This is a genomic window from Methylobacterium sp. A52T, from assembly GCF_053346095.1.
The window spans coordinates 1-21,997 of sequence record NZ_JBKFBI010000098.1; the positions used below are offsets into that span (position 1 = coordinate 1).

The window sequence follows — 21,997 nt, forward strand, 5'->3', positions numbered from 1 at the left end:
CGGCGCAGCGGCAAGGGCGGCGCGGGCGGGACGGGGTTGCGGGCGCGCGGCGCGGGCCGCCCGCCCCGCGACGGGACGGCCCGGCCCCGTCGTCTCGACGGCGCGCGCCAGGCCTGCCAGTGTCCGCCTCCCGGCGGCCGAGGCCGCGGAGCGACAGGTGCGCCATGACCGGATCGACAGCCCGGGCCGTCATCGTCCAGCCCGGCGGGGGCTTCGACGCGGTGACCTTCGGCGAGCGGCCCGTGCCGGAGCCCGGGCCCGGCGCGATCACCGTCCGCCTGCGGGCGAGTTCCCTCAACTACCACGACTACGCGGTGGTCAGCGGGATGTGGGGCCCGAGCGAGCCGCGCATCCCGATGTCCGACGGGGCCGGCGAGGTCGAGGCCGTGGGGCCGGGCGTGACCGAGTTCGCCGTGGGCGATCGGGTGGTCAGCACGTTCTTCCCGACTTGGCTGGAGGGCGCGCCGCGCGTCGAGGGCTTCGCCACCGTGCCGGGCGACGGGGTCGACGGCTACGCCCGCGGGGGCGTCACCGCGCCCGCCACCGCCTTCACCCGCGCCCCGCGGGGCTGGGACCACGCCGAGGCGGCGACGCTCACCACCGCCGCGCTCACCGCGTGGCGGGCGCTGCACGCCGATGCCGGCCTGAAGAGCGGCGACGTGGTGCTGGTGCAGGGCACCGGCGGCGTGTCGCTGTTCGGCCTGCAATTCGCCAAGGCGGCGGGGGCCACGGTGATCGCCACCTCCTCCAGCGACGACAAGCTGGAGCGCCTGCGCGGGCTCGGCGCCGACCACGTCATCAACTACCGCACCGACCCGGCCTGGGGCGAGACCGCGCGGCGCCTGACCGACGGGCGCGGCGTCGACCACGTCCTCGACGTCGGCGGCCCGGCGACGCTGGAGCAGTCCATGGCCGCCGCGCGGGTCGCCGGCCACGTCTCTGTGATCGGCATCCTCTCGGGGATCGCGGGCGAGCTGCCGCTGGTGCCGGCGCTGCTAAAGCAGATCCGGCTGCAGGGCGTGCTGGTCGGCAGCCGGCGCCACCAGATCGAGATGATCCGCGGCATCGACGCTTGCGGGCTGCGGCCGGTCATCGACCGCCGCTTCCCCCTCGACGACCTCGTCGCGGCGTTCCGCCACCAGAAGAGCAACCGCCACTTCGGCAAGATCTGCGTCGAGATCTGAGCGGTCCGGCCGGACCCGAGGCGATGCGGCGGGCGGTGCGGCGGGCGGCGCGGCGTGCGTTCAGCGGAAGGCGATCCCGAGCCCACCGGGCATCATCAGGGCCCGGGGCGCCTCGGCTTGGCTCGGCGGCGGCGGCACGTGCGCGCAGCCGTTCTCGCAGAACGTGCGGAGTGTGCGTCGGTCGAGGCCGATGTCGCTCAGCATCTCGTCGTCGAGGGCCGAGAGAATGCGAAGATTTCGCGCCGCGATGCGGTTCTTTCGGGCAGATTTCAGGAACGAGAGGATCATGATCCAGCCTCCGTTGCGCCGAAAGATCCGTGGTTTGTCCACGATCGGCCGGATCAGCCTCGCTTCAATGCAAAGTATGCGCATCCTCCGTTCGGATTAAGGGTGGCGCGCGGCGCGAATATTTTTGCCGGAGTGCGCTAGGCGTCCGCGATCGGCTGCGGGCAGAGCAGGAGCAGGCGCACCAGCTCGGCTTGGCGGCGCGTCCCCGTCTTCTCGAACAGGTGGCGCAGGTGCACGCGCGCCGTGTTCCGGGTGATCCGGCGGCGCGTCGCGCTCGCCGCGAGGTCGTTCCCGGCCAGGATGTCGACGGCCAGGGCCGCCTCCGCGGGCGTGAAGCCGAACTGGTCCTGGAGAATGCCGGGATCCGGCAGGCGCGGGGTCCCGGGGTCGGTGAGACGCAGGAGAACCGCGCCCTCGCCGATCGGGCCGAGCGTCCCGGGAATCGCCGAGGCGGCGACCAGGAGCGTCCCGCCCGCGCCCTCCAATCGCACCGAGCCGCCGCGATGGCCCGCGGCGCAGCGGGCGATGACCCGGCGCAGCCCCGCGCTGTCCTCGGGCGTCGCGCCACGCAGGCCGCCGTGCTCCAGGCACAGGAGGCCGCGCGCGACGAAGGCCTGCGCCGCGCGGTTCAGGAAATGGGCCCGCCCGTACCGGTCGGCCACCGCCAGCCCCTGCTCGAGATGCTCCGCCAGGAGATGGAGCGCCGCCTCCACGAGGGTCGGGTCCGGGAAGGCCGGGGTGCCGCCGGCCTGAACCCGCCGCTCCTGGGCGGAGCCGATCCCGGATATCGTTTCGGCTCTGCGGGTGTGCAGGTGGGATTGACTGATCACGCTGGGATCCTCGCCGGATCGACATCACGATATCAGTAATAACCCGAAACTGGCGTCCCTTATTCCCGCCTCATCCCGGCGGGCCCCCGGTCCGGGACTGGAACAGGTCGGCGAAGGCGCGCAGGTCGCGCCGGTTGAGGTCCGAGACCGCCCAGTAGGTGAGGTCGCCGAGGCGCCAGCGCTCGATCGTGGACCCGTCGCGCCGCTCCTCGCCGGCGCCGGGGCCGTCGGCGGCGGGGACCACCGTGACGCTGATGACGTGCCTGTCGCGGCGATAGACCAGGGTCGGCACGGGGGTTCCGCCGACGATGTCGACCCGGCCGCCGACCAGCGGGAAGCCCTTGTCGGACAGGTCGGGGGCCTCGGGCGCGAGGGTGGTCCGGCCGTTGAACCAGGGCTTCACCACGTGCCGGTCCGAGGAGGCGACGTCGAAGGGCTGGGGTGCCGCGAGGCCGCGGAGATGGCCGGCGAGCACGGCCGCGCCGGTATCCGGGGCGCCGTCGGGGCGGTCGAGATAGACGATCCCGCCGCCGAGCGCGGCCCCGCCGACGAGGCCGACGAGCAGCGTCGCGGCCAGCGCCTGCCGGGATCTGCGCCAGGATTCGAGCCAGGCCTCGACCCAGGTCCCGACCCAGGACCCGAGCCGGGTCCCGAGCGGGCCTCCGAGGCGGCCGCGCGACGGGGGCGGGTCGGTGAAGCCGATCTGCTCGATCACGCGCGCCCGCAGGGATTCCGGGGCGGGCGGCCCCGCGAGGGGCCCGCGCAGGGTGGCCGAGAGGTCGCGGAGGCGTTCCGCCAGGGCCCGCGCGTCGGGATCCGCCGCGAGACGGCGCTCCATGGCCAGGACTTCGCCGGGCGACAGCTCGCCGTCCGCGTAGGCGCTGAGGAGCAGGAGGGTCTCGTCGTCGGTCATCGCCCGTCCTTCGCGAGCCGTGCAAGCAGGTGCTGCCGCGCGCGGCCGAGGCGCGACATCACGGTCCCGATCGGGACCCCCGTCACCGTGGCGATCTCCCGGTAGCTGAGGCCGTGGTACTCGCGCAGGACCAGCGCCTCGCGGAAGGCCACCGGCAGGGCCTCGACCGCCCGGGCGAGCTGCCCCGCGTCGTCGCGGGCGATGAGGGTCGCCTCGGGCGTCTCCGGGACCTCGGTCAGGGCGCCCCCGATCTCCAGCTCGGCGCGGGCCTCGGGGGCGAGGTCGTCGGCGAAGACCACCGCCCGCGGCCGGTGCCGCTGCAGCCAGGAATAGCCGGTGTTGCGGACGATGGTCAGGAACCACGCCCGGGCATTGCCCTCGGCGAACCCCTCGATCGCCCGGTAGGCGCGCAGACACGCCTCCTGCATCACGTCCTCGGCGTCGGTGGCGTTGCCGGTGAGCCAGTGCGCGAGCCGGTAGCCCTCGTCCAGGCGCGGGAGAACGAGCTGGCTGAAGCGCGCGCGCGCCAGGGTCGTCATGTCGGCGGCCGGGCCGGGCCCGCCCCGTCGAGAGCCTGCGAAGCCATGGGGTCCCTGCCCTCGTGCTCCTGCCTGCAGCCTTGTGCCACACAATCGGGAACCGGGCGGCGGCGGGCTTTATTCCCGCGTCCGGGCACGCGAATGTTCGGGGCGCTACTCGGGGCGCTACTCGGGGCGCTACTCGGGAAGCCTCTCGGGCCGGTGGCGCGTCGCGACCGGCCGCCCCGGAGGCGCCCGGCGGTCCGGCGCCGCGGCCTCGCTCCCGCGGTCCTGTCCGGACGGCGATCGCCGGTCGGGTGCCGGTTCCGGGCAGCCGTCCGGACCGAGGCGCTTGCGGGCGACGCGCTCGGCCGCCGCCCGTTCCGCCGCCGAGGGGTTCGCGCCGCCGCTCTGATCCTGGGCCATGGCCATGTCCAACCGGAGCGGGACCGTCCGCGGTCCCGGTCGTGGCATCCCCGGCGCTGCCGGCCCGCATCACCGCCAACGGGAAAGGGGCAGGCCCCGCCTTCTCGGAGACGGGACCTGCCCCTGGATCAACCCGCGGGTCGGGCCACGGTTCGGCGCCGGACCCGCGCGTCGGGACGCGTGCCTGCGCGACCTTAGCGGCAGACGCGCCGTGGTCCCCACGGGGTCGGACGGAAGAAGCAGCGCGGGCCGTAGAAGCGCGGCCGCCGGTACATCGGCCGGCAGCGCCCGTACGGGCCGGGCGCCCAGCCGGGGCCGCAGCCGAACGCCACGGTGCTGACCGCGGCGGGGCCGGTGAGCGTATCGGCGCCGGCGGGCGCCAGGGGCGCCGCGCCGGCGGAGGCCAAGCCGAGGCCGCCGACGACAGCCGCGGCGGCCGCGATCATCTTCACGTGCATCATCATCAGACCTTCTGTTCGGTTCCGCGCCGGTCGGCCCGGCGCAAGACCCGGTCAGAATGGTCATCGGCCCTGAATGTCGGCTGACCTCCGCCATCATCGTCTAGAAACAAACAGTCCGGCCGGCGCCCGCGCGGGGGCGGGCGCCGCGGCGGGGCTCTAGCGGCGGTCGGCGCGGCCGAGCAGCGAGGCCGCGGCCGCGGTGGCCCCCGCCAGCAGGATCCCGGTCAGGACCGGGTTGATCGAGGCCCGGGTGTAGGCGCTGCGCATGACGTGGTGGGGCGAGCCGCCCCGCACGGCCCCGTCGCGGCCGGCCGCGTGGAGGGCGCCGTCCCGCCGCTTGCCGGCCGCGCCCGCCGTCTGGCTCCGCGACATCACCTGGGCGCCCATCCAGTCGGTCGCCGCGGGGACCCGCTTGCGCAGCGCGCTCATCAGCTTGCCGCCGCCGCCGACGTAGAGGTCGCGGGGCCCGTGCTCCGCGGCGTACAGGATCGCGTCGGCGACGTCGGCAGGGTCGTAGACCGGCGGCGGCAGCTTGGGCGCCTGCGCCATGTAGTTCCGGGCATGCTTCGGGAACGGCGTGTCGATCGAGGCCGGCTTGATGAGCGTCACCGAGACCGGGGCGCCCTCCTCTTGGAGCTCCATCCGGAGCGCGTCCGTGAAGCCTTTGATCGCGTGCTTGGAGGCGGAGTACATGCCCTGGATCGGCAAGGCGAGGTCGGAGGCGACGGAGCCCAGGTTGATCAGCGCGCCGCCGGTCCGCTTCAGGTGCTGCAGCGCCACCGTCGAGCCGTAGACGATCCCCCAGAAATTGACGTCGAACAGCCGGCGATGGTCTTCGTCCGAAACCTCCTCGAGGCGGCCGAAGATCGAGAGACCGGCATTGTTGACCCAGGTGTCGAAGCCGCCGTAGGCGCGCACGGTCTCTGCGGCCAGCGCCTCGACATCCTCGCGGCGGGACACGTCGGTCACGACGGCCCGGGCCTCGCCGCCGCGCTCCTGGATGTCGCGGACGATGTCGTCGAGGGCGGCGCCGTTCCGAGCCGCCAGCACGACGCGGGCGCCGCGGCGGGCGGCCGCCCGGGCCGTGGCGAGGCCGATCCCGCTGGAGGCGCCGGTGATGACGATCACCTGCTCGCGCAGGGGCTTGTGCCGGATCTGCATGCTGCGTCTTCCTCTCTCGCGTGCTGTCTCGATGGCGGTGCTCAGCCCCGGCCTCCGCCCGTCCGGTCGCGCTCCGCGCCGAGGCTGGTCCCGCCCTGGCGCGCCTCCTCCTTCTCGGTGCCGGCCCGCTCCATCGGGCCGTCCTGCGGCCTGACCGTGCCGGTTGCGGTGTCGCGGGGGCTGTCGGCTAGGCCCGCGCGCTCCGGCTCGCCGTGCGGCATCCGCTCGGCCTGGGTGTCGTCCGGCGTGTCCGCCATGCTGCATCCCTCGCGATGGGCCTGATCCCCTGAGGGCCAACCCGTCAGGCGGCCGGCGTATCCGGCGGCCCCGGCCGCGACGGCGGACGCTGCGCGGGTGGAGATGCGGGAGGGTGCGGGCCGGGCGAACGCGCCGCAGGAACACGGCCGCGGGGCCCGTGTTGTCTGCCAAATCTTTTTCACGAGGTGCCGATGTCAGGAACCGCCAAGAAGACCGACCCGAAACTGTGGGACAAGGTCAAGACGCAGGTCACGAAGTCCGAGAAGGGCGGTAAGCCCGGCCAGTGGTCGGCGCGCAAGGCGCAGATCGCGACCGCTGAATACAAGAAGGAGGGCGGCGGCTACGCCGGCAAGAAGTCGGCCGACAACCATCTCCAGCAATGGACCGACGAGGAGTGGGGCACGAAGTCTGGCAAAGAGAGCGGTAAGACCGGCGAGCGCTACCTGCCCAAGAAGGCCCGCGAGAGCCTGACCGACACGGAATACGCCGCCAGCACGGCCAAGAAGCGCGCCGATACCCGGAAGGGCAAGCAGTTCTCGAAGCAGCCGAAGGCCGCCGCCGAGAAGGCCGCCGCGGCGCGCGAGGACGGCAAGTCCACCAAGGCGTCCGGAAAAGGCAAGGCGTCCGGCAAGACGACCGGCAAGTCTGCCGCCAAGGCGTCCGGCAAGGCGGAAACGACCAAGGCCGCGCTGATGCGCAAGGCCCGGGCGCAGAATGTGCCCGGCCGGTCGCGGATGTCGAAGGCGCAGCTCGAGCACGCGGTCCACGCCTGAGGCGCGCCGCGGCGGGCCCTCGCCCCCGACGCAAGACGTCCCGGGAATGGCTCCCGGGACGCTCCTCGGCTCAAGCGGCCAGTTTGATCGGGCTGGGGATGCTCAGGTCGAGAGGGGATGCGGCCTGTCCAGAGGCCCGCGCGCCGTCCCAGTGAGCGGGACGCAGCCCCCCGCGTCGCGGGGGGCGCTATCGCGGGTGGATCTTAGTACGAGCCGAACTTGTAGTTCAGGCCGGCGCGGATGACGGCGAACTCGTCGTCGCGGCGGCCGATGTTGTTGTACACCACCGGGAAGTTGTTGGCGGCGTTGATGACGAACGCACCCTGGTTGCGGGTGTTGCGGTCGAGGTTGACGTACAGGCCTTCGACCTTGAGCGTCACGGCGTTCGAACGGAAGAAGTTCAGGAACGAGTCGGTGGGCAGGGCGTACTCGATGCCGCCGCCGACCGCGTAGCCGGTGCGGAAGCTGTCGTTGCCGGCGAAGCCGCCGAAGGAGCGGTCGGCGCTGCCGGAGCCGTAGGCGAAGCCGCCGGTGCCGTACACGAGGACGCGGTCGAAGGCGTAGCCGATGCGGCCGCGCACGGTGCCGAAGAAGTCGAGGCTGGAGAGGCCGCGCGGGTCGGTGACGTAGTAGCCGGGGGCCAGCGGACCGACGAGGAAGGCGTTGTTCCGGCTGCGGCCGAAGTCGAGGTACTGGGCGTCGGCCTCGACACCGACGACGATGCCGGAGCCCGGAGTGAACTGGAAGTTGTATCCGACCTGGCCACCGCCGGTGAAGCCTTCCTGGTTGCGCTGGCTGAAGAAGGCGGTTGTGCCGTTGCCGTAGGGGGCGGGCACGCCGAAGCTGTTGGTGTTGTTGCTGCTGGCGTCGAAGGCGTAGCCGGCGTTGATACCGAAGTAGGCGCCGGTCCAGGTGAAGACCGGGATGGGGGTGAACACCGGCGGCGGGGCGGCGCGGCGCGGAAGGTCGGCGGCCGAGGCGGCGCCGGTCAGGAGAGCCGTGGCGGCGCTCGCGAGCAGAAGCTTCTTGATCATCTGGTCCTCTGTCTCCCGTTGGGCGGGATGTGTGCGGGGCGGACAGAACGCCAGGACGTGCCGGGGCGATAGTGCATCGCTGCAACAGCTCGGAATCGGGTCTTTGACCCCGAAACAGCCGGGTGCGCTGGAGCACATCGCGAAATCGACTGGTCTAGCCCGAGAAGAACTTCGGTATCCGAATGTTTCCAGAAACAAAATGCCCCGTCGCGCTTCAGCGGACGGGGCTTCAGTTTGTCGGTGAACGTTCCCAGGACCAACCAGGAAGCTTCGAGGTTTAATAAATCCTACCGGTCGGCGGCCCGCAAGCCCGATCGCGATCCCGCGAGCGGTTAACATTAATTTACGGGTGGTGCCCGCGCATCCCCCGGCGCGCGGGCGCGGGCGGCGCCGCATATCTCGCGCGATCCCGTCCCGTATTGCGGGGCTTTCGGACGCCATCGCGCCTCTGTGCGGGCACCACTCGCGCGTCCGGCCGCGGATCTGCACAGATGAAACCGGCCGCCCGACTGGCCCGAGTCTTGATCGCGCATCGCCGGGGTTTGGCGCGCGGCCGCGGCCGGATCGATCTCCTCGGAACCGGCAGATCTCGCGGGGGATCGGCGGCGGCGCGGCGCCGGTCTCCCGGCCTGTGGAGAAGGCGCTGCCGCGCCGGGGCGGCGCGGCGGCCGCGGCTTTTCCGGCGCGCCGCAGGCCCTATCTGCCGGCCTCGTCGTCGGTGGAGATTTCAGGAGACGCGCATGCACCCCGTCGCGCTGCCTTCGATGCCGGCCCTCCGGGCCCGGACCGGGATCGGGGATGTCGGCCCCGCGCCGGCCGGGAGGCCTCGATGACCGACACGCCGGCCCCGTATCTCGCGGTGGCGTTCCTCTCGGCGCTGTGCCTGCTCGTGGCCGGGCTGCAGGCGGAGGGCCTCCTGTGGTGATCCGCCCGGTCCGGAGCCGCGCCGCCGTCCGTCCCGGCGGCCGGCGGAGGCGGGGCGCGACGCGTCCGCCCGCGTAGCCCGCCGATGTTCGGCTTCTCTCTCAGCGCGACCGAGCCCGACAGCATCGCCCACATCATCCAGGTGGCGCTCGCGCCCGCCTTCCTGCTGTCGGCGCTGGCGACGCTGCTCAACGTGTTCTCGACCCGCCTCGGCCGGATCTCCGACAAGGTCGACAGCCTCTCGGCGGAGGCCGCCCGGGCGACGGAAGCCGAGGCCGGCCGCCTCGCCCGCCGGCTGACCTTCCTGCGGCGGCGCTCCTTCGTGCTGGACGTGGCGGTGGTCCTGGCCTCGCTGGCGGGCGGCCTGATCGGTCTGGCCGTGCTCACGCTGTTCGTCGGCGCGCTGCGCGACGCGGCGACCGCGTCCGTCCTGTTCGCCTGCTTCGGAGCGGCGCTGGTCTGCACCGTGGCGGCGATCGCGGCGTTCATGACCGAGATCCTCTTGGCCGGCCGCGGCGTCCGCGACGCGGTCGACCGGCAGCAGGATCAGGTTTCGACGCCGCGGTGAGGCCCGTCCCGGATCGCCCGGACGCGCTCCGCGACCGGGGGCGGCCTCCCGGTCTTCCGGAGTTCGCGGGGCGAGCCCGTGCCGCGCGCTGCGGCCGCGCCCGCTGTGCGGGCTGGGCGATCCGGAGCGAACGGGCGGTGATTTCGGTTGCGGCGTGCGCGAGCCGGGCCTTAGTCTCGCGGTGGCCCGACTCCGCCGCCGGCGACGCCCGAGTGTTCCGTCATGAGCATCGCGATCCTGATTGCCTTCGTTGCCGGCGCGCTCTGCCTCGGGATCCTGTCCGCGGTCATCCCGTTCGGGCGGCGCGAGGCCGAGGAGCTGGACGAGGCGCTCCCGTACGAGGACGAGTTCTTCGACGTGGGCGGCCCCGTGATCGATCTGGAGCCGCGCCACCTCACCTGACGGCGCGTCGGTCCGAAGCCTACCGGGCTGCCGATCCCCCGGTGCCGGGCGTCGCGGCGTCCTGCCGGGCCGACCAGACCACCCGCCCGGCGGAATCCCGTAGGGCCGCCGAGCCCGCGCGGCCGGCGCGCAGCTCCGCGAAGCGGGCCTTGGCGGCGGCGACCGCCGCCTCCACGAGGGGCCCGGGAATCTGCTCGTCGTGGATGATGATGCCGCCGGCGCTTTCCCGATGGATCATGCACTGCAGCCGGTAGGGCGCCTGGGTCTCGGGCGTGGCCATGTGGCGATCTCCCGTCCGGTCACGGGACCCGCGCGCCGCCGGAACGGGCGTGGCGCAAGCATCCCGGGCGCCGGCCTCTCTCGGTACGACGCGTCGAGCGCGATCCATACCAGATCGGTCCGGCTCGCGGGCGAGCCCGCGCGGCGCCTCTCGCGCTCGCCCCCAACATCCCGCGCGGACGGGCATCGCCCGGCGGTCGGACGCCGCCCTGGCTCCGTCAGGCCGCCTCGCCCGCCGCGTCGTCGGCGTCCGGGATCGTCTCCGGATCGCCCACGAGGGCGTCGCGCCGGTCGGCCGTCGCGACGCCCTCGCGGTGTGGTCGGCCACCTCACCGCGCTCAACCGCGCCTGCGGGTGTAGCGCTCGACCACGCGCTGCCGGTGCGACGGGAGCTCCGGCAGGCGGGAGGGGCCCGCCAGGGCACGGTCCCGGGCCGCGGGGGGCCGGGGCGCGGGCAGCAGCTCCGGCGGGAACCGGGGCGTCTCGACGACGACTGCCTCCAGCACGATGGGCCGCATCCGCGGCGCGGAACGCACCGGTCGGCCAGGCCGTGCCGCGAGGGTGCCGAAGGTGCCGAGGGCCCAGAGCCCGAGGCAGAACAGGCCGATCAGGATCCCGTCCCAGGACGGCTCGGTCCGGCACATCAGGATCCCGGTGCCGGTGAGGGCGGCCGCGGCCGCGAACAGGCGCGGTGTCGGATCGGCGGAACGCATGCACCACCGTCGGTGCGGAGCCCTAGGGACGCGTGAACGGGATCGCTTGAATTGTCGACACCGCCGGATTCTCCCCAGGCTATTCCCAGGTTCTCCCCAAGTTCTCCTCAGGTTCTCCCGGTACGTACCGGCCCCGGCGGCCGGGACGGGCACCGCGGCCCGGCGGACGCGCCTCAGTCCGCCAGGCTGGACGGGGCCTGCCACGCGACGCCGGGATGCTCGCGGATGTCACCGGCCCGGGATCCGGTATCGGCGTCGCTCGTCCAGTCGCCGGGCTCGGCGACGTGGGCGATCTCGGCGTCCGGATAGGCGGCCGCCAGGAACAGGCGCGCCTCGCCCTCGGCCTCAGCCCGGACCGTCACGAGCGGCCGCTCGCCGCCCGCGTCGCGCACCTGCGCGATGAACAGCTTGGTCATGGTCTCCCTCCGGACTCGTCCGCCGGCGCGGCGGGATCAGGCCTGCAGTTCCTCGACGTGGAGGCCGCCGGCCCGCAGGTGGTTCGGGATCCGCGTGCGGTCGCGGAAGCCGGCGGCGCGCGCCATCGCGTCGAGGGCGGCCATCGGATCGAGCGCCGCGCCGCTCCAGAGAATCGCGCCGGTCGCCGCCTGCATGATCCGGAACACCTTCACGCCACGCTCCCGGTCTCGACCCTCGGACAAGCCGGGGGGACTCGCGGGTGTTCCCGACGAACCGTGGCGGGCGCGCTGCGGCCGATTCGCGCCGGCCCGGCCCCGGCGGGAACGGGCGCCGCCGGGGTGCGGTTCTCCAGCCGACGCCGGCACAAGCCGGCACGGCGACGACCCGCGTCGAGACCCCGCTCGGGATCCAAGGAGAGCCATGACCAGCCGCACCGTTCAGTCCGCCCTGCTCGCCCTCGCCCTCGTTGCCGGCAGCGCCGGGATGGCCGCCGCGCAGAGCACGCCCAACGGCAACACCTCGTCTCCCGGCGCCCCCGCGGGCGACAACAGCACCGGCAACGGCGCCACCGGCAGCGGCGCGGCCCCGAGCGGCCGGTAACCGCCGGTTAACCATAAGGGTCGAAGCCCTCGATCCTCACAACCGTGCAACTCACCGTCCCGCGGCCACCCGGCCTGCGGGACGTTCTGTTTCACGGCCCCTTGCCGGCCCCTTGCCGGCCCCTTGCCGGCCTCTCGCCGACCGCGCCGGGACGGAGCACGGCGCGGAGTCCGGTGATTGGAACGGAGTGCCACTTTTCTGGGCAGACAGAATCGCCATATTGTCGGCGTGACCGGGCTGCGCTCGGTCAGGACTAACACGGGCGATGCGACCGAAACCGATCCTGCAGCTCAGGGGCGAGAGCCCGGGTCATCGTCAGGCCGACGACTGGCGCGACGCCGTCGCGCCGTTCTGGGATTTCACGATCCGCCGGGAGGACCTGCCCGATTTCCGCGGGCAGTCCCGGGTCCGTCACCTCGGCACCGCGATCGTCTGCAGCGCCCGCGCCTCCGGGCTCCGGTTCGTGCGCGCGCGAGCCCTGACCGCCCGGATGGGCGTCGACCACATCGTCGCCCACATGCGCGTCTCCGGGCAGTCCCGGGTCACGATCGGCGGCCGGGAGCGGGACTGCGCCCCCGGCGACATCTGCCTGTTCGACCTGTCGCAGCCGCTCTCCGCCGCCTCCACGGACTACGAGGCCATCACGGTGGTGCTGCCGCGCCCGCTCTTCGGATCCCGGCAGAGCGGCCTCGACGCCCTGCACGGCTCGGTGATCCGGGGCGCGACCCCGTTCGGCCGGATGCTCAGCGACCACCTGCACTCCCTGAGCGCGCATGCGACCGGGTTCTCGGAGCCGGAGGCCGCGGCGGCGGCCGAGGCCACGGCCGCGCTGCTCGGCGCGGCGACCCTGGGCCTGCCGGAGGACGGAAGGGGCACGCAGCCGCCCGAGCGGGCGCCTCTGCTCGTCGCGATCCGGCGCTTCATCGAGGCCGAGCTGGCCTCCGCGGACCTGTCCGCCGAGACGATCGGGCGGCGGTTCGGCGTCTCGCGGAGCGCCCTCTACCGGCTGTTCGTCCCCCTCGGGGGGGTCTCCGGCTACGTCCGGCAGCGCCGGCTCGCCCGCGCCTACCGCGACCTCGCCACCGGCGACGGGCGCTTCGCCCGCATCTCCGAGGTGGCGTATCGCTGGCGCTTCGAGAGCCCCGCGCATTTCACCCAGGCCTTCCGCGCGGAGTTCGGCTGCGCCCCCCGGGACGTCCGCGACCGGGCCGCGGCCGAGCCCGACCGGTTCCCGGCCGCGGAGCCGCCGGCCCAGGCCGAGACCTGGGCCGACTTCTACCAGTGGGTCCTCAAGCTGGCGGCCTGAGGGGTCCGGGGCCGGCACCCCGGACCTTGTGCCCCCGGCCTCGGATGGATCATAAGGGCCGCGATGACCTTCGGGGTTCGGCATAGGCGCCCGGCCGGGGCGCGGGGCTGGTGGGCGCTCGCCGCCCGCGCGCTCGCGCTCGTCCTGGCGCTGACCGTCGCCGCTCCGGGCGTCGGCCTCGCGGCGGATCTCGCCTTCCACGCGGGCGGCCACCACGACCGGGTCCAGGGCCCGGCCCTCGACGCGCCGGCGGCGCCCACGACCGTCGATCCTGGCCTCTCGGAGCATCTCCATTGCGGCTGCCATCAGGCGGCCCGCCTGGAGGCCACCGAGATCGCGCCCCCGGCCGCTCCGGGCCGGGTGCTGCCGGGCGCCCTCGCCCAGGGCCGCCCCTCCGTCAGTCCCGACCGCCTGCCGCGGCCTCCGCGCGCGTGAGCTGACGCCGCCCGCGGGCGGCGCTTCGCCCGGATGCCGAACCGGCTCCGGGTTCACCCCCACGCGACACCTGAACGGGACCCTCCGGGACCGCCGCGCGCGGCACCCCGCCCTCCCGGCCGAGCAGCTTTCCCATGCGCATCATCCTGTCCGTGGCCGCCGCCGCGGCACTCCTGGCCGCCGGCTTCGCCCTCGGCGCCGCCCCCGCCGTCCCGACCCTGCCCGACCTTCTCCGGCAGACCCTGGCGTCCGTCGGGCTCGCCCGCGCCCCGGCCGACGACCACGATCAGCGCTACGCGGCGGCCGCACCGGACCGGCCCAAAGCCGCGCCCGACCTGCACGCGGGCGACGATCACGCCGGCCACGACCACGACCACGCGCACGACCACGGCAACGAGCACGGCGACGCGCACGGCGCCGACGAGCCTCACGAGGCGGGCACGATCCGGATGCGGCCCGATCAGGTCGCCGGCCAGGACATCGTCACGCGCAGAGTGGAGGGCGGCACGCTGGCGCGCCACCTCCTCGTCCCCGGCACGATCACGCCCGACACCGACCGGATCGCCCGGGTCCCGGCCCGGGTGGTCGGGACCGTGGCGGAGATGCGCAAGCGCCTCGGCGACGCCGTGCAGGCGAACGAGGTCGTCGCCATCCTCGACAGCCGCGAGGTCGCCGACGCCAAGAGCGAGTACCTCACTGCCCAGGTTCAGGCCGAGCTGCAGACGATCAACTTCGAGCGCCAGCAGAAGCTGCTCGCCTCGCGCAGCGCCTCCGAGGCCGCGTTCGAGACCGCCCGGGCCGCCTATCTGGAGAACCGGCTCCGGGTCGACCTCGCCCGCCAGAAGCTGTCGGCGCTCGGCCTCGACGCCGCCGAGGTGGCGGCCGCCCAGAAGCGCGACGAGGCCACCCCGAACCAGTCGACGCTGCGCCGCTACCCCCTGCGGTCGCCCCTCGCCGGCCGCATCGTCGAGCGCAAGGTCGATGTCGGCACGGCGGTCGGCAAGGAGGGCGATCCGGCCGACCTCTACACGGTGGCGGACCTCTCCACGGTCTGGATCGAGCTGTCGGTGCCGACTGTCGACCTCGCCCAGGTGCGGGAAGGCGCCCGCGTGACGGTCACGCCCGGCCGGACGGGCGAGACGGAGCGCCGGGCGGAGGGCCGCGTGATCTTCGTCAGCCCCTTCCTCAACCCCGACACGCGCTCGGCCCGGGTGGTGGTCGCCCTGCCGAACCCCGACTTCGCGTGGCGGCCCGGCACCTTCGTGACCGCCGAGGTCGAGATCGCGCAGGATTCGGTCCCGGTCCGGATCCCCAAGGCGGCGGTCCAGACCGTCGAGGGCCGGAGCGTCGTCTTCGCGCGCACGGCCGAGGGGTTCGAGAAGCGGCCGGTCACCCTCGGCCGCTCCGACGACGAGGCCTACGAGGTCACCGCCGGGCTCGAGCCCGGCGCCGAGATCGCGGTCGGCAACGCGTTCCTGCTGAAGGCCGAGCTCGGCAAGGCCGACGCCGGCCACGCCCACTGAGGAGACGGACGATGATCAGCCGCATCCTCGCCGTCTCGGTCCGCCAGCGCTGGCTGGTGCTGCTCCTCGTGTTGCTGGCCTCGGCCTTCGGCGCCGCCGCGCTCACGCGGCTGCCCATCGACGCCGTGCCCGACATCACCAACAACCAGGTCCAGATCAACACCCTGGCCCCGTCCCTGTCGCCGGCCGACGTCGAGCGGCAGGTCACCTACCCGGTCGAGACGGCGCTCGCCGGCATCAAGGGCCTCGAGTACACCCGCTCGCTCTCGCGCAACGGCTTCTCGCAGATCACCGCGGTCTTCGCCGAGTCCCTCGACATCTACTTCGCCCGCCAGCAGGTCGCCGAGCGCATCGCCCAGGTGCGGGAGGAGCTGCCCTCCGGGGTCGAGCCGCGGATGGGCCCGATCTCCACGGGGCTCGGCGAGATCTACATGTGGTCGGTCCAGTACGCGCCGCTGCCTGAGCGCGCGGCCGTGCCGGCGGGCCGGCCGGGCTGGCAGCCGGACGGGAGCTACCGGACCCCGGAGGGCCAGGCGCTCAGGACGGAGCTGGAGCAGGTCGCCTACCTGCGCACGGTGCAGGACTGGATCGTGCGGCCGCAGATCAAGTCCGTCCCGGGCGTCGCCGGCGTCGACGGGATCGGCGGCTTCGAGAAGCAGTACCACGTCCAGCCGGACCCCACGAAGCTCACCGCCCTCGACCTGTCCTTCGCGGACGTCGCCCGTGCGCTCCAGGCCAACAACGCCAACCAGGGCGCCCGCTACCTGGAGGATAACGGCGAGAGCTACGTCGTGCGCGCCGCCGGCCGCCTGGAGAGCCCGGAGGCGATCGCCGACGTCGTCGTGGCGAGCCGCGGCGGCGTGCCGGTGCGGATCCGCGACGTTGCCACGGTGCGGATCGGGCGCGACCTGCGCACCGGCTCGGCGAGCGAGAACGGGCAGGAGACCGTCATCGGCACCGCCCTGATGCGGATCGGCGAGAACAGCCGCACGGTGGCGGCCGCCGTCGACGCCCGCATGGACCAGATCCGGCGGGCCCTGCCCCCCGGCATCGTCGTCCAGACCGTCCTCGACCGGACGCAGCTCGTCGAGGCCACGATCCGCACGGTGGGCAGGAACCTCGCCGAGGGCGCGGCCCTCGTGATCGTCGTCCTGTTCCTGCTGCTCGGCAACATCAGGGCTGCGCTGATCGCCGCGCTGGTCATCCCGGCCGCCATGCTGATGACCGTGACCGGCATGGTCGAGGGGAGGATCTCGGCGAACCTGATGAGCCTCGGGGCGCTGGATTTCGGGCTCATCGTCGACGGGGCGGTGATCATCACCGAGAACGCGCTCCGCCACCTCGCCGAGCGGCAGCACGCTCTCGGGCGGCCGCTCGTGCTGGAGGAGCGCCTGGAGACGGTGCGGGACTCGGCCGAGGAGATGATCGCGCCGTCCCTCTACGGGCAGGCGATCATCATGCTGGTCTACGTTCCGCTCCTGACCTTCACGGGGGTCGAGGGCAAGATGTTCCAGCCGATGGCGCTGACCGTCATCCTCGCCCTGGCGGCGGCCTTCGTGCTGTCGCTGACCTTCGTGCCGGCCCTGATCGCCATCGCGCTGACCGGCCGGGTCACCGAGGCCGAGAACCCCCTCGTCCGGGGCCTGAAGGCGCTCTACCGGCCCGTCCTCGCGGCGGCGATCCGGGCGCCCGCCCCGTTCGTCGGGGCGGCGCTGCTCCTCCTCGCGGGCGCCGGGCTGCTCGCCACCCGGCTCGGGACCGAGTTCATCCCGCAGCTCGACGAGAAGAGCATCGCCCTCAACGCCACGCGGATCCCGTCCACCTCCCTCACCCAGTCGCAGGCGATGCAGCTCAAGGTGGAGCGGGCGATCGCCAAGTTCCCGCAGGTCGCCTACGTGTTCTCGAAGACCGGCACCGCCGAGGTCGCCACCGACCCGATGCCGCCGAACTCCTCCGACACCTTCGTGATGCTCAAGCCGCAGGCGGACTGGCCCGACCCGGGCCTGTCGAAGGCCGAACTGCAGGAGCGGATCGAGGCGTCCCTGAGCGAGCTCGCCGGCAACGTCTACGAGTTCTCGCAGCCGATCCAGCTGCGCTTCAACGAGCTGCTCGCCGGGACACGGGGCGACCTCGCCGTGAAGGTGTTCGGCGACGCCTTCGAGCCGATGCTGGAGACCGCCAACAGGATCGCCGCGATCCTGCGCGGGATCCCGGGCGCCGACGACGTGAAGGTCGAGCAGATCACCGGCCTGCCGGTCTTCGAGATCAAGATCGACCGGACCGAGGCGGCCCGGCTCGGCCTCAGCACCGGGGCGATCCAGGACGTGATCGGCGCCGCCATGGGCGGCCGGGACGCCGGGGTCGTGTTCGAGGGCGACCGGCGCGTGCCGATCGTCGTGCGCCTGACCGACCAAGTCCGCGAGGACCGGGAGGCCCTGGAGAACCTGCCGGTCCCCCTGCCCCCGGGGCCGAACGGCCGGGCCGCCTCCGTGCTCCTGCGGCAGGTGGCGCAGTTCTCGGTGAGCGAGGGGCCGAACCAGATCAGCCGCGAGAACGGCCGGCGCCGGGTCGTGGTCACCGCCAATGTCCGCGGCCGCGACATCGGCTCGCTCGTGGCGGAGGCGCAGGCGAAGGTCGCCGCGCAGGTGACCCTGCCGCCGGGCGCCTCCGTCACCTGGGGCGGCCAGTTCGAGAACCTCGCCTCGGCCCAGGCGCGGCTCGCCGTGGTGGTGCCGGTGTGCTTCTTCCTGATCTTCCTGCTGCTCACCTCGGCGCTGGGCAGCGCGCGGGACGCGCTCCTGGTGTTCAGCGCGGTGCCGCTGGCGCTCACCGGCGGCATCGCGGCCCTGTGGCTGCGGGAGATGCCGCTGTCGGTGCCGGCCGCGGTCGGGTTCATCGCGCTCTCGGGGGTGGCGGTGCTCAACGGCCTCGTGATGCTGACCTTCATCAAGCAGCTCGTCGCCGCGGGCCGGCCGCTGCTGGCGGCGATCCGCGAGGGCGCTCTCACCCGGCTGCGGCCGGTGGCGATGACCGCGCTGGTCGCCTCCCTGGGCTTCGTGCCGATGGCGCTCGCCACCGGCACCGGCGCCGAGGTGCAGCGGCCGCTGGCCACCGTGGTGATCGGCGGCCTGATCAGCGCGACCCTGCTGACCCTGGTGGTGCTGCCGGCGCTCTACGCGCGGTTCGGGCGCGCCGGTCCGGCCGACCGCGCCGCGCCCACGACGGAGCCGGTGGCGGATCGCGCGGCCTGACGGTGCCCGCGCCGCGACCGCGCCCGTCGCCGGGCGGGACGGTCGTCAGGCGGGGAGGATGTGCAGCATCCCGCCGACCATGCCGAGGGCGCCGATGCCGATCAGCCCCGCGGCGATGTAGAGCCGCATCCGGCTCTCGTCGGCGGCCGACGGCGGCTGGGGGTCTTCGGGCAGGTCGAACCAATCCATCGGGTGAGAGCAGCCGGTCGGGTGGGCGGGAGGCGCCGCCCTAGGCCGGCCGGATGACGACGGGATGACGGCGGTATGCCGGCCGCGCAGGCCGCTACGGCTTCACCAGCAGCACGTTCACCGCCTTGGCGAGCACGTGGACGGTGTCGCCCTCTCGGAGGCCCAGCTCCTCCAGCGAGTCGACCGTCATGACCGAGGCCATGCGGTAGGCGGTGCCGACCAGTTCCACCTCGACCTGGGCCATCACGTCCCCGCGCTTGATCGCCGTCACCGTGGCGGGGATGTCGTTGCGCGCGCCGTGTTTCATGGGAGCTTCCGGGTTGCGCAGCCGGTTCGGCCGCCGTCCAGGCCTATCGCGGCCGGGGCCTCGGCATCAATCACGACGCCGGGTCCCCGGCCTGGAGACCGCCGGGCAGCGGCCCCGGGCAGGGCCGGATCAGCGACGGCCGGAGGCTCCGGCCGAGCCGCCATCGCTGCCGCCGGGCTGGAATCCGGCCGCGTTCGGCGGCCCCTTCATCCGGCCGTCCTGCTTCGGCATCTCCGAGCCCGGAGATCCGGTCGTCGTGCCCGTCGTCTCGCCTTTGCCCGTCGCGCCCTGGCCCGTCGCGCCCTGGCCCGTGTAGCCGGCCGCGTTGGGCGAACCCTGCATGCGGGTCCCGGTATTCTCCGCGGCCGTGGCGGCCGCGCCTGTCGCCAGGAGGCCGGCGATGGTCAGGCTGATCAGCGTCTTCATGTGCGAATCCTCAAGCGCTTCCCCAGGCCGCCTCTCCGGACGTACCGGGGCAACGCGGCCGGACGGATCCCGTTCACGCCGCCGCGACCGGACCGGCGCGGGCGCCGGGGTTGCGGGACAATACTTGCTGCGATGCGATATTTCTGCATCGAAGACGGGACGCGAGCCCGTTCCGCGAGGCAATGTATTGATTTATGTACGGAGTTGAGCCGCCGCGCACAATTGCAATCCGCGGCAGAATCTGTTTGAATATTCGGACGCGTTGCATTCCATCGTGGTGACTGAATTCGCTTGCGGCCTATCGGGCTCCGCGAGGAGGTCGAACATGTACGCTTTGGCCAAGACCAGAGAGAGAACCGACTGGGAGCTGGTCGTCGTCTTCGGCAGCTGGATCGTCTTCGAGATCGCGATCCTGATGCTGTGCTTGGTGTCGATGTAGGCTTTCTTCGAGACTACGCCCGATCCGTCGCGCCCCGGGCGGTGCCGGACCCCGGTCCGGTGGCCGATGCTTGGAGATGCGCGGAGACGCTTGAGAAACCCGCGCGTGCCGGGGCATGCTCTGCCGATCGCAGGAGTCGCCGACAGGGTCGGCGCGACGGCAGGGGACGGGTGCATGGCGAAGGCGGTGCGGGCGGGCGGTGATCGCGAGGCGCGTCAGAGACCCCCGGCCGAGGACGTCCACGCCGCGGAACTCGCGCGCCTGCGCGCCGAGGATCCGGCGCCGCGGCCGCCGGGCTGGCAGCTCTCGCTCCAGGCCGTCCGGCGCTTCATCTGCGGCGACGGCGCGACGCCCGCCAAGGTGGTCTGCGCCCCGGCGCTCGTGGAGCGGGCCATGGTCACCCTGGCGACCTCCCGCGCCCTGCTGCTGATCGGCGAGCCCGGGACCGCCAAGAGCCTGCTCTCGGAGCTCCTCGCCGCCGCAATCAGCGGGCGCTCGACCCTGACGATCCAGGGCGGCGCGTCGCTGACCGAGGACCAGATCCGCTACGGCTGGAACTACGCGCTGCTCGTCGCCGAGGGGCCGAGTCCGCGCGCCCTGGTGCCGGGCGCCCTCCATACCGGCCTCAGCGAGGGGCGGATCGTCCGCTTCGAGGAGCTGACCCGCTGCCCGCTGGAGGTGCAGGACAGCCTGCTCTCGGTCCTGTCCGACCGGGTGCTCGCGGTGCCCGAACTCACCGGCGCGGACGGGATGGTCTACGCCCGGGAGGGGTTCAACCTGATCGCCACGGCCAATACCCGCGACCGGGGCGTCAACGAGATGTCGGCGGCCCTCAAGCGCCGGTTCGGCTTCGAGACCGTCTTCCCGATCGCCGATCTCGACGCCGAGCTCGCCCTGGTGCAGCGCGAGGCCACCGCCCTGCTGGCCCGCTCCGGCGTGCCCCGCGCCCCGGATCCGGAGGTGCTCGAACTCCTCGTGACCTGCTTCCGGGAGCTGCGCGAGGCCGTGGACACGGAGGGGACCGGCATGGAGCGGCTCTCGTCCGTGATGAGCACCGCGGAGGCGGTCAGCGTCGCCCACGCCATCGGCGTGAAGGGCCATTTCCTGCGCGGCGATGCCGGCCGGCCGGAGGACATCGTCGCCTGCCTCGCCGGCACCGCCGCCAAGGACGACGCCGAGGACCTCGCCCGCCTGCGCCGCTACCTCGACCAGCGCGTCAGCCGCCGCTCCGGCGCGGCGTGGCGGGAGTTCTACGCGGCGCGGCACCTCCTCACCCCGCAATGAACCCCGCAATGAGCGGTCCCGCGCCGGATCCCGGCCGCCTGACCGTCATCGGCGTGCGCCACCATTCCCCGGCCTGCGCCGGGCTCGTCCGGCGGACGATCACGGCGCTGCGGCCGGCCTGCGTGCTGATCGAGGGGCCGGTCGACTTCAACCCGCACCTGCCCGACCTCGCCCTCGGCCACGACCTGCCGGTGGCGATCTTCTCGTTCCGGGCCGACGCGGCGGGCAGCGCCGCCTCCTACACGCCGTTCTGCGCCTTCTCGCCGGAATGGCAGGCCCTGGAGGCGGGCCGGGCGGTGGGTGCCGAGACGCTGTTCTGCGACCTGCCGGCCTGGGACCCGGCCTTCGGACGCCGCGCCAACCGCTACGCCGACCCGCACGGGGCGCGGGCCGAGGCGGCCGAGCGGGCCCTCGCCGCCGCCCTCGGCGTCGCCGACCAGGACGCCCTCTGGGACGTCCTCGCCGAGGCGGCGCCCGAGGCGGAGCTGCCGGCCCGGCTCGACCGCTACTTCGCCCTGCTGCGCCCGCCCGGCACGGACGATCCCGCCGAGGAGGCCCGCGAGCGCTTCATGGGCGCCTACGCGGCCCACGCCCTGCGGGCGGCCGGCGACCGGCCGGTCGTCCTCGTCTGCGGCGGCTGGCACGCGGACGCCGTCCGGCGCCACGCCGCGGGAGCGGACGGGACCCGGCCCGAGCCGGCGCCGCCGGAGCCGGACCTGCGCACCGGCAGCTACGTGGTGCCCTACGCCTATCCCCGGCTCGACCGGTTCTCGGGCTACGCGGCCGGCATGCCGGCGCCGGGCTACTACGAGCGCGTGGCCGAGTCGGGCCTCGCCCCCGCGGCCGACTGGGCGATGACGGCGATCACCGCGGCCCTGCGCGAGGCCGGGCAGGTCGTCTCCACCGCCGACCGCGTCGCCTGGCGGGTCCACGCCGAGGCCCTCGCCCGGCTGCGCGCCCATCCCGCGATCCTGCGCGCCGACCTGATCGACGCGGCCCTCGCGGCGCTGGTGAAGGACGCCCTCGACCGCCCGCCCGCCTGGGCGGCCGGCCGCGCCGCGCCCGGCCACCCGGCGCTCGCCGCGATG

General features: G+C 73.7%; 27 protein-coding genes. 11 read left to right on the forward strand and 16 right to left on the reverse strand.

The window, feature by feature from the left end; translation table 11 throughout:
- The first annotated feature begins 164 nt into the window (after positions 1–164).
- Entirely contained in the window at positions 165–1,184 is a 1,020-nt protein-coding gene (locus tag ACLBYE_RS20910) for a zinc-dependent alcohol dehydrogenase family protein (protein WP_447695630.1), read from the forward strand.
- A 60-nt stretch (positions 1,185–1,244) separates the two neighbouring features.
- Here ACLBYE_RS20910 and ACLBYE_RS20915 read toward each other — a convergent pair whose 3' ends face one another.
- The 8 genes from ACLBYE_RS20915 to ACLBYE_RS20950 form a co-directional block, all read right to left on the reverse strand.
- Positions 1,245–1,472, reverse strand: a complete 228-nt coding sequence (locus ACLBYE_RS20915) for a DUF1127 domain-containing protein (RefSeq protein WP_447695631.1) — start codon at positions 1,470–1,472, stop codon at positions 1,245–1,247.
- Positions 1,473–1,609: 137 nt separating this feature from the next.
- Entirely contained in the window at positions 1,610–2,302 is a 693-nt protein-coding gene (locus ACLBYE_RS20920; RefSeq protein ID WP_056530718.1) for a helix-turn-helix transcriptional regulator, read from the reverse strand.
- A 70-nt stretch (positions 2,303–2,372) separates the two neighbouring features.
- A complete protein-coding gene (locus ACLBYE_RS20925) occupies positions 2,373–3,215 on the reverse strand; it encodes an anti-sigma factor family protein (RefSeq protein WP_447695632.1) in 843 nt (280 codons plus the stop codon).
- A complete protein-coding gene (locus tag ACLBYE_RS20930) occupies positions 3,212–3,754 on the reverse strand; it encodes a sigma-70 family RNA polymerase sigma factor (protein WP_020095120.1) in 543 nt (180 codons plus the stop codon). The genes ACLBYE_RS20925 and ACLBYE_RS20930 overlap by 4 nt, the downstream gene beginning before the upstream one ends.
- A 177-nt stretch (positions 3,755–3,931) precedes the next feature.
- Entirely contained in the window at positions 3,932–4,159 is a 228-nt protein-coding gene (locus ACLBYE_RS20935; protein WP_244603250.1) for a hypothetical protein, read from the reverse strand.
- Between the two features lie 194 nt (positions 4,160–4,353).
- Positions 4,354–4,620, reverse strand: coding sequence for a GCG_CRPN prefix-to-repeats domain-containing protein (locus tag ACLBYE_RS20940; protein ID WP_042675167.1), 267 nt, complete (start codon positions 4,618–4,620; stop codon positions 4,354–4,356).
- 156 nt (positions 4,621–4,776) lie between these two features.
- Positions 4,777–5,781, reverse strand: coding sequence for an SDR family oxidoreductase (locus ACLBYE_RS20945; protein WP_447695633.1), 1,005 nt, complete (start codon positions 5,779–5,781; stop codon positions 4,777–4,779).
- A gap of 41 nt (positions 5,782–5,822) precedes the next feature.
- Positions 5,823–6,038: a hypothetical protein gene (locus ACLBYE_RS20950; protein WP_447695634.1), complete on the reverse strand. Its 216-nt coding sequence runs from the start codon at positions 6,036–6,038 to the stop codon at positions 5,823–5,825.
- Between the two features lie 192 nt (positions 6,039–6,230).
- Here ACLBYE_RS20950 and ACLBYE_RS20955 point away from each other — a divergent pair, with 192 nt between their 5' ends.
- On the forward strand, positions 6,231–6,812 hold the full coding sequence (locus ACLBYE_RS20955) for a hypothetical protein (RefSeq protein ID WP_331326821.1): 582 nt from the start codon (positions 6,231–6,233) through the stop codon (positions 6,810–6,812).
- Positions 6,813–7,015: 203 nt separating this feature from the next.
- Here ACLBYE_RS20955 and ACLBYE_RS20960 read toward each other — a convergent pair whose 3' ends face one another.
- Positions 7,016–7,846: an outer membrane protein gene (locus tag ACLBYE_RS20960; RefSeq protein WP_447695635.1), complete on the reverse strand. Its 831-nt coding sequence runs from the start codon at positions 7,844–7,846 to the stop codon at positions 7,016–7,018.
- Positions 7,847–8,855: 1,009 nt separating this feature from the next.
- Between ACLBYE_RS20960 and ACLBYE_RS20965 the strand changes: the two genes are divergently transcribed.
- Positions 8,856–9,338 (forward strand): DUF2721 domain-containing protein, encoded by a 483-nt coding sequence (locus tag ACLBYE_RS20965; RefSeq protein WP_447695636.1) that lies wholly within the window; start codon positions 8,856–8,858, stop codon positions 9,336–9,338.
- A gap of 222 nt (positions 9,339–9,560) precedes the next feature.
- A complete protein-coding gene (locus tag ACLBYE_RS20970; protein ID WP_020095111.1) occupies positions 9,561–9,740 on the forward strand; it encodes a hypothetical protein in 180 nt (59 codons plus the stop codon).
- A 19-nt stretch (positions 9,741–9,759) separates the two neighbouring features.
- Here the strand turns inward: ACLBYE_RS20970 and ACLBYE_RS20975 are convergent, their stop codons facing one another.
- The 4 genes from ACLBYE_RS20975 to ACLBYE_RS20990 form a co-directional block, all read right to left on the reverse strand.
- Positions 9,760–10,020 (reverse strand): hypothetical protein, encoded by a 261-nt coding sequence (locus ACLBYE_RS20975; protein WP_091681441.1) that lies wholly within the window; start codon positions 10,018–10,020, stop codon positions 9,760–9,762.
- A gap of 337 nt (positions 10,021–10,357) precedes the next feature.
- The gene (locus ACLBYE_RS20980) at positions 10,358–10,732 is read right to left on the reverse strand and encodes a hypothetical protein (protein ID WP_042671492.1); all 375 of its coding nucleotides are present in this window, start codon (positions 10,730–10,732) and stop codon (positions 10,358–10,360) included.
- A 173-nt stretch (positions 10,733–10,905) separates the two neighbouring features.
- Positions 10,906–11,148 (reverse strand): hypothetical protein, encoded by a 243-nt coding sequence (locus tag ACLBYE_RS20985; protein ID WP_056530693.1) that lies wholly within the window; start codon positions 11,146–11,148, stop codon positions 10,906–10,908.
- A gap of 36 nt (positions 11,149–11,184) precedes the next feature.
- Positions 11,185–11,361 carry a hypothetical protein gene (locus ACLBYE_RS20990; protein WP_020095107.1) on the reverse strand — a complete coding sequence of 59 codons (177 nt, stop codon included), beginning with the start codon at positions 11,359–11,361 and terminating at the stop codon, positions 11,185–11,187.
- Positions 11,362–11,569: 208 nt separating this feature from the next.
- Here ACLBYE_RS20990 and ACLBYE_RS20995 point away from each other — a divergent pair, with 208 nt between their 5' ends.
- The 5 genes from ACLBYE_RS20995 to ACLBYE_RS21015 all read left to right on the forward strand — a co-directional run bounded on the left by ACLBYE_RS20995 (position 11,570) and on the right by ACLBYE_RS21015 (position 18,264).
- Positions 11,570–11,749 carry a hypothetical protein gene (locus ACLBYE_RS20995; protein ID WP_020095106.1) on the forward strand — a complete coding sequence of 60 codons (180 nt, stop codon included), beginning with the start codon at positions 11,570–11,572 and terminating at the stop codon, positions 11,747–11,749.
- A gap of 265 nt (positions 11,750–12,014) precedes the next feature.
- The gene (locus tag ACLBYE_RS21000; protein WP_447695637.1) at positions 12,015–13,055 is read left to right on the forward strand and encodes an AraC-like ligand-binding domain-containing protein; all 1,041 of its coding nucleotides are present in this window, start codon (positions 12,015–12,017) and stop codon (positions 13,053–13,055) included.
- Positions 13,056–13,118: 63 nt separating this feature from the next.
- On the forward strand, positions 13,119–13,490 hold the full coding sequence (locus ACLBYE_RS21005) for a hypothetical protein (protein WP_447695638.1): 372 nt from the start codon (positions 13,119–13,121) through the stop codon (positions 13,488–13,490).
- 134 nt (positions 13,491–13,624) lie between these two features.
- Positions 13,625–15,013 carry an efflux RND transporter periplasmic adaptor subunit gene (locus ACLBYE_RS21010; protein WP_447695639.1) on the forward strand — a complete coding sequence of 463 codons (1,389 nt, stop codon included), beginning with the start codon at positions 13,625–13,627 and terminating at the stop codon, positions 15,011–15,013.
- 11 nt (positions 15,014–15,024) lie between these two features.
- Positions 15,025–18,264 (forward strand): efflux RND transporter permease subunit, encoded by a 3,240-nt coding sequence (locus ACLBYE_RS21015; protein WP_447695640.1) that lies wholly within the window; start codon positions 15,025–15,027, stop codon positions 18,262–18,264.
- A gap of 45 nt (positions 18,265–18,309) precedes the next feature.
- On the opposite strand, the gene ACLBYE_RS21020 is transcribed toward ACLBYE_RS21015, so the two are convergent.
- The 3 genes from ACLBYE_RS21020 to ACLBYE_RS21030 all read right to left on the reverse strand — a co-directional run bounded on the left by ACLBYE_RS21020 (position 18,310) and on the right by ACLBYE_RS21030 (position 19,186).
- Positions 18,310–18,453 carry a hypothetical protein gene (locus ACLBYE_RS21020; protein ID WP_447695641.1) on the reverse strand — a complete coding sequence of 48 codons (144 nt, stop codon included), beginning with the start codon at positions 18,451–18,453 and terminating at the stop codon, positions 18,310–18,312.
- Positions 18,454–18,547: 94 nt separating this feature from the next.
- The gene (locus tag ACLBYE_RS21025) at positions 18,548–18,760 is read right to left on the reverse strand and encodes a TOBE domain-containing protein (RefSeq protein WP_354456007.1); all 213 of its coding nucleotides are present in this window, start codon (positions 18,758–18,760) and stop codon (positions 18,548–18,550) included.
- A 129-nt stretch (positions 18,761–18,889) separates the two neighbouring features.
- Positions 18,890–19,186, reverse strand: coding sequence for a hypothetical protein (locus ACLBYE_RS21030; protein ID WP_447695642.1), 297 nt, complete (start codon positions 19,184–19,186; stop codon positions 18,890–18,892).
- Positions 19,187–19,799: 613 nt separating this feature from the next.
- On the opposite strand from ACLBYE_RS21030, the gene ACLBYE_RS21035 reads away from it, so the two are divergent.
- Positions 19,800–20,909, forward strand: a complete 1,110-nt coding sequence (locus ACLBYE_RS21035) for an ATP-binding protein (protein ID WP_020095097.1) — start codon at positions 19,800–19,802, stop codon at positions 20,907–20,909.
- A gap of 8 nt (positions 20,910–20,917) precedes the next feature.
- On the forward strand, positions 20,918–21,997 hold a 1,080-nt coding region (locus ACLBYE_RS21040), incomplete at its 3' end, for a DUF5682 family protein (protein WP_447695643.1).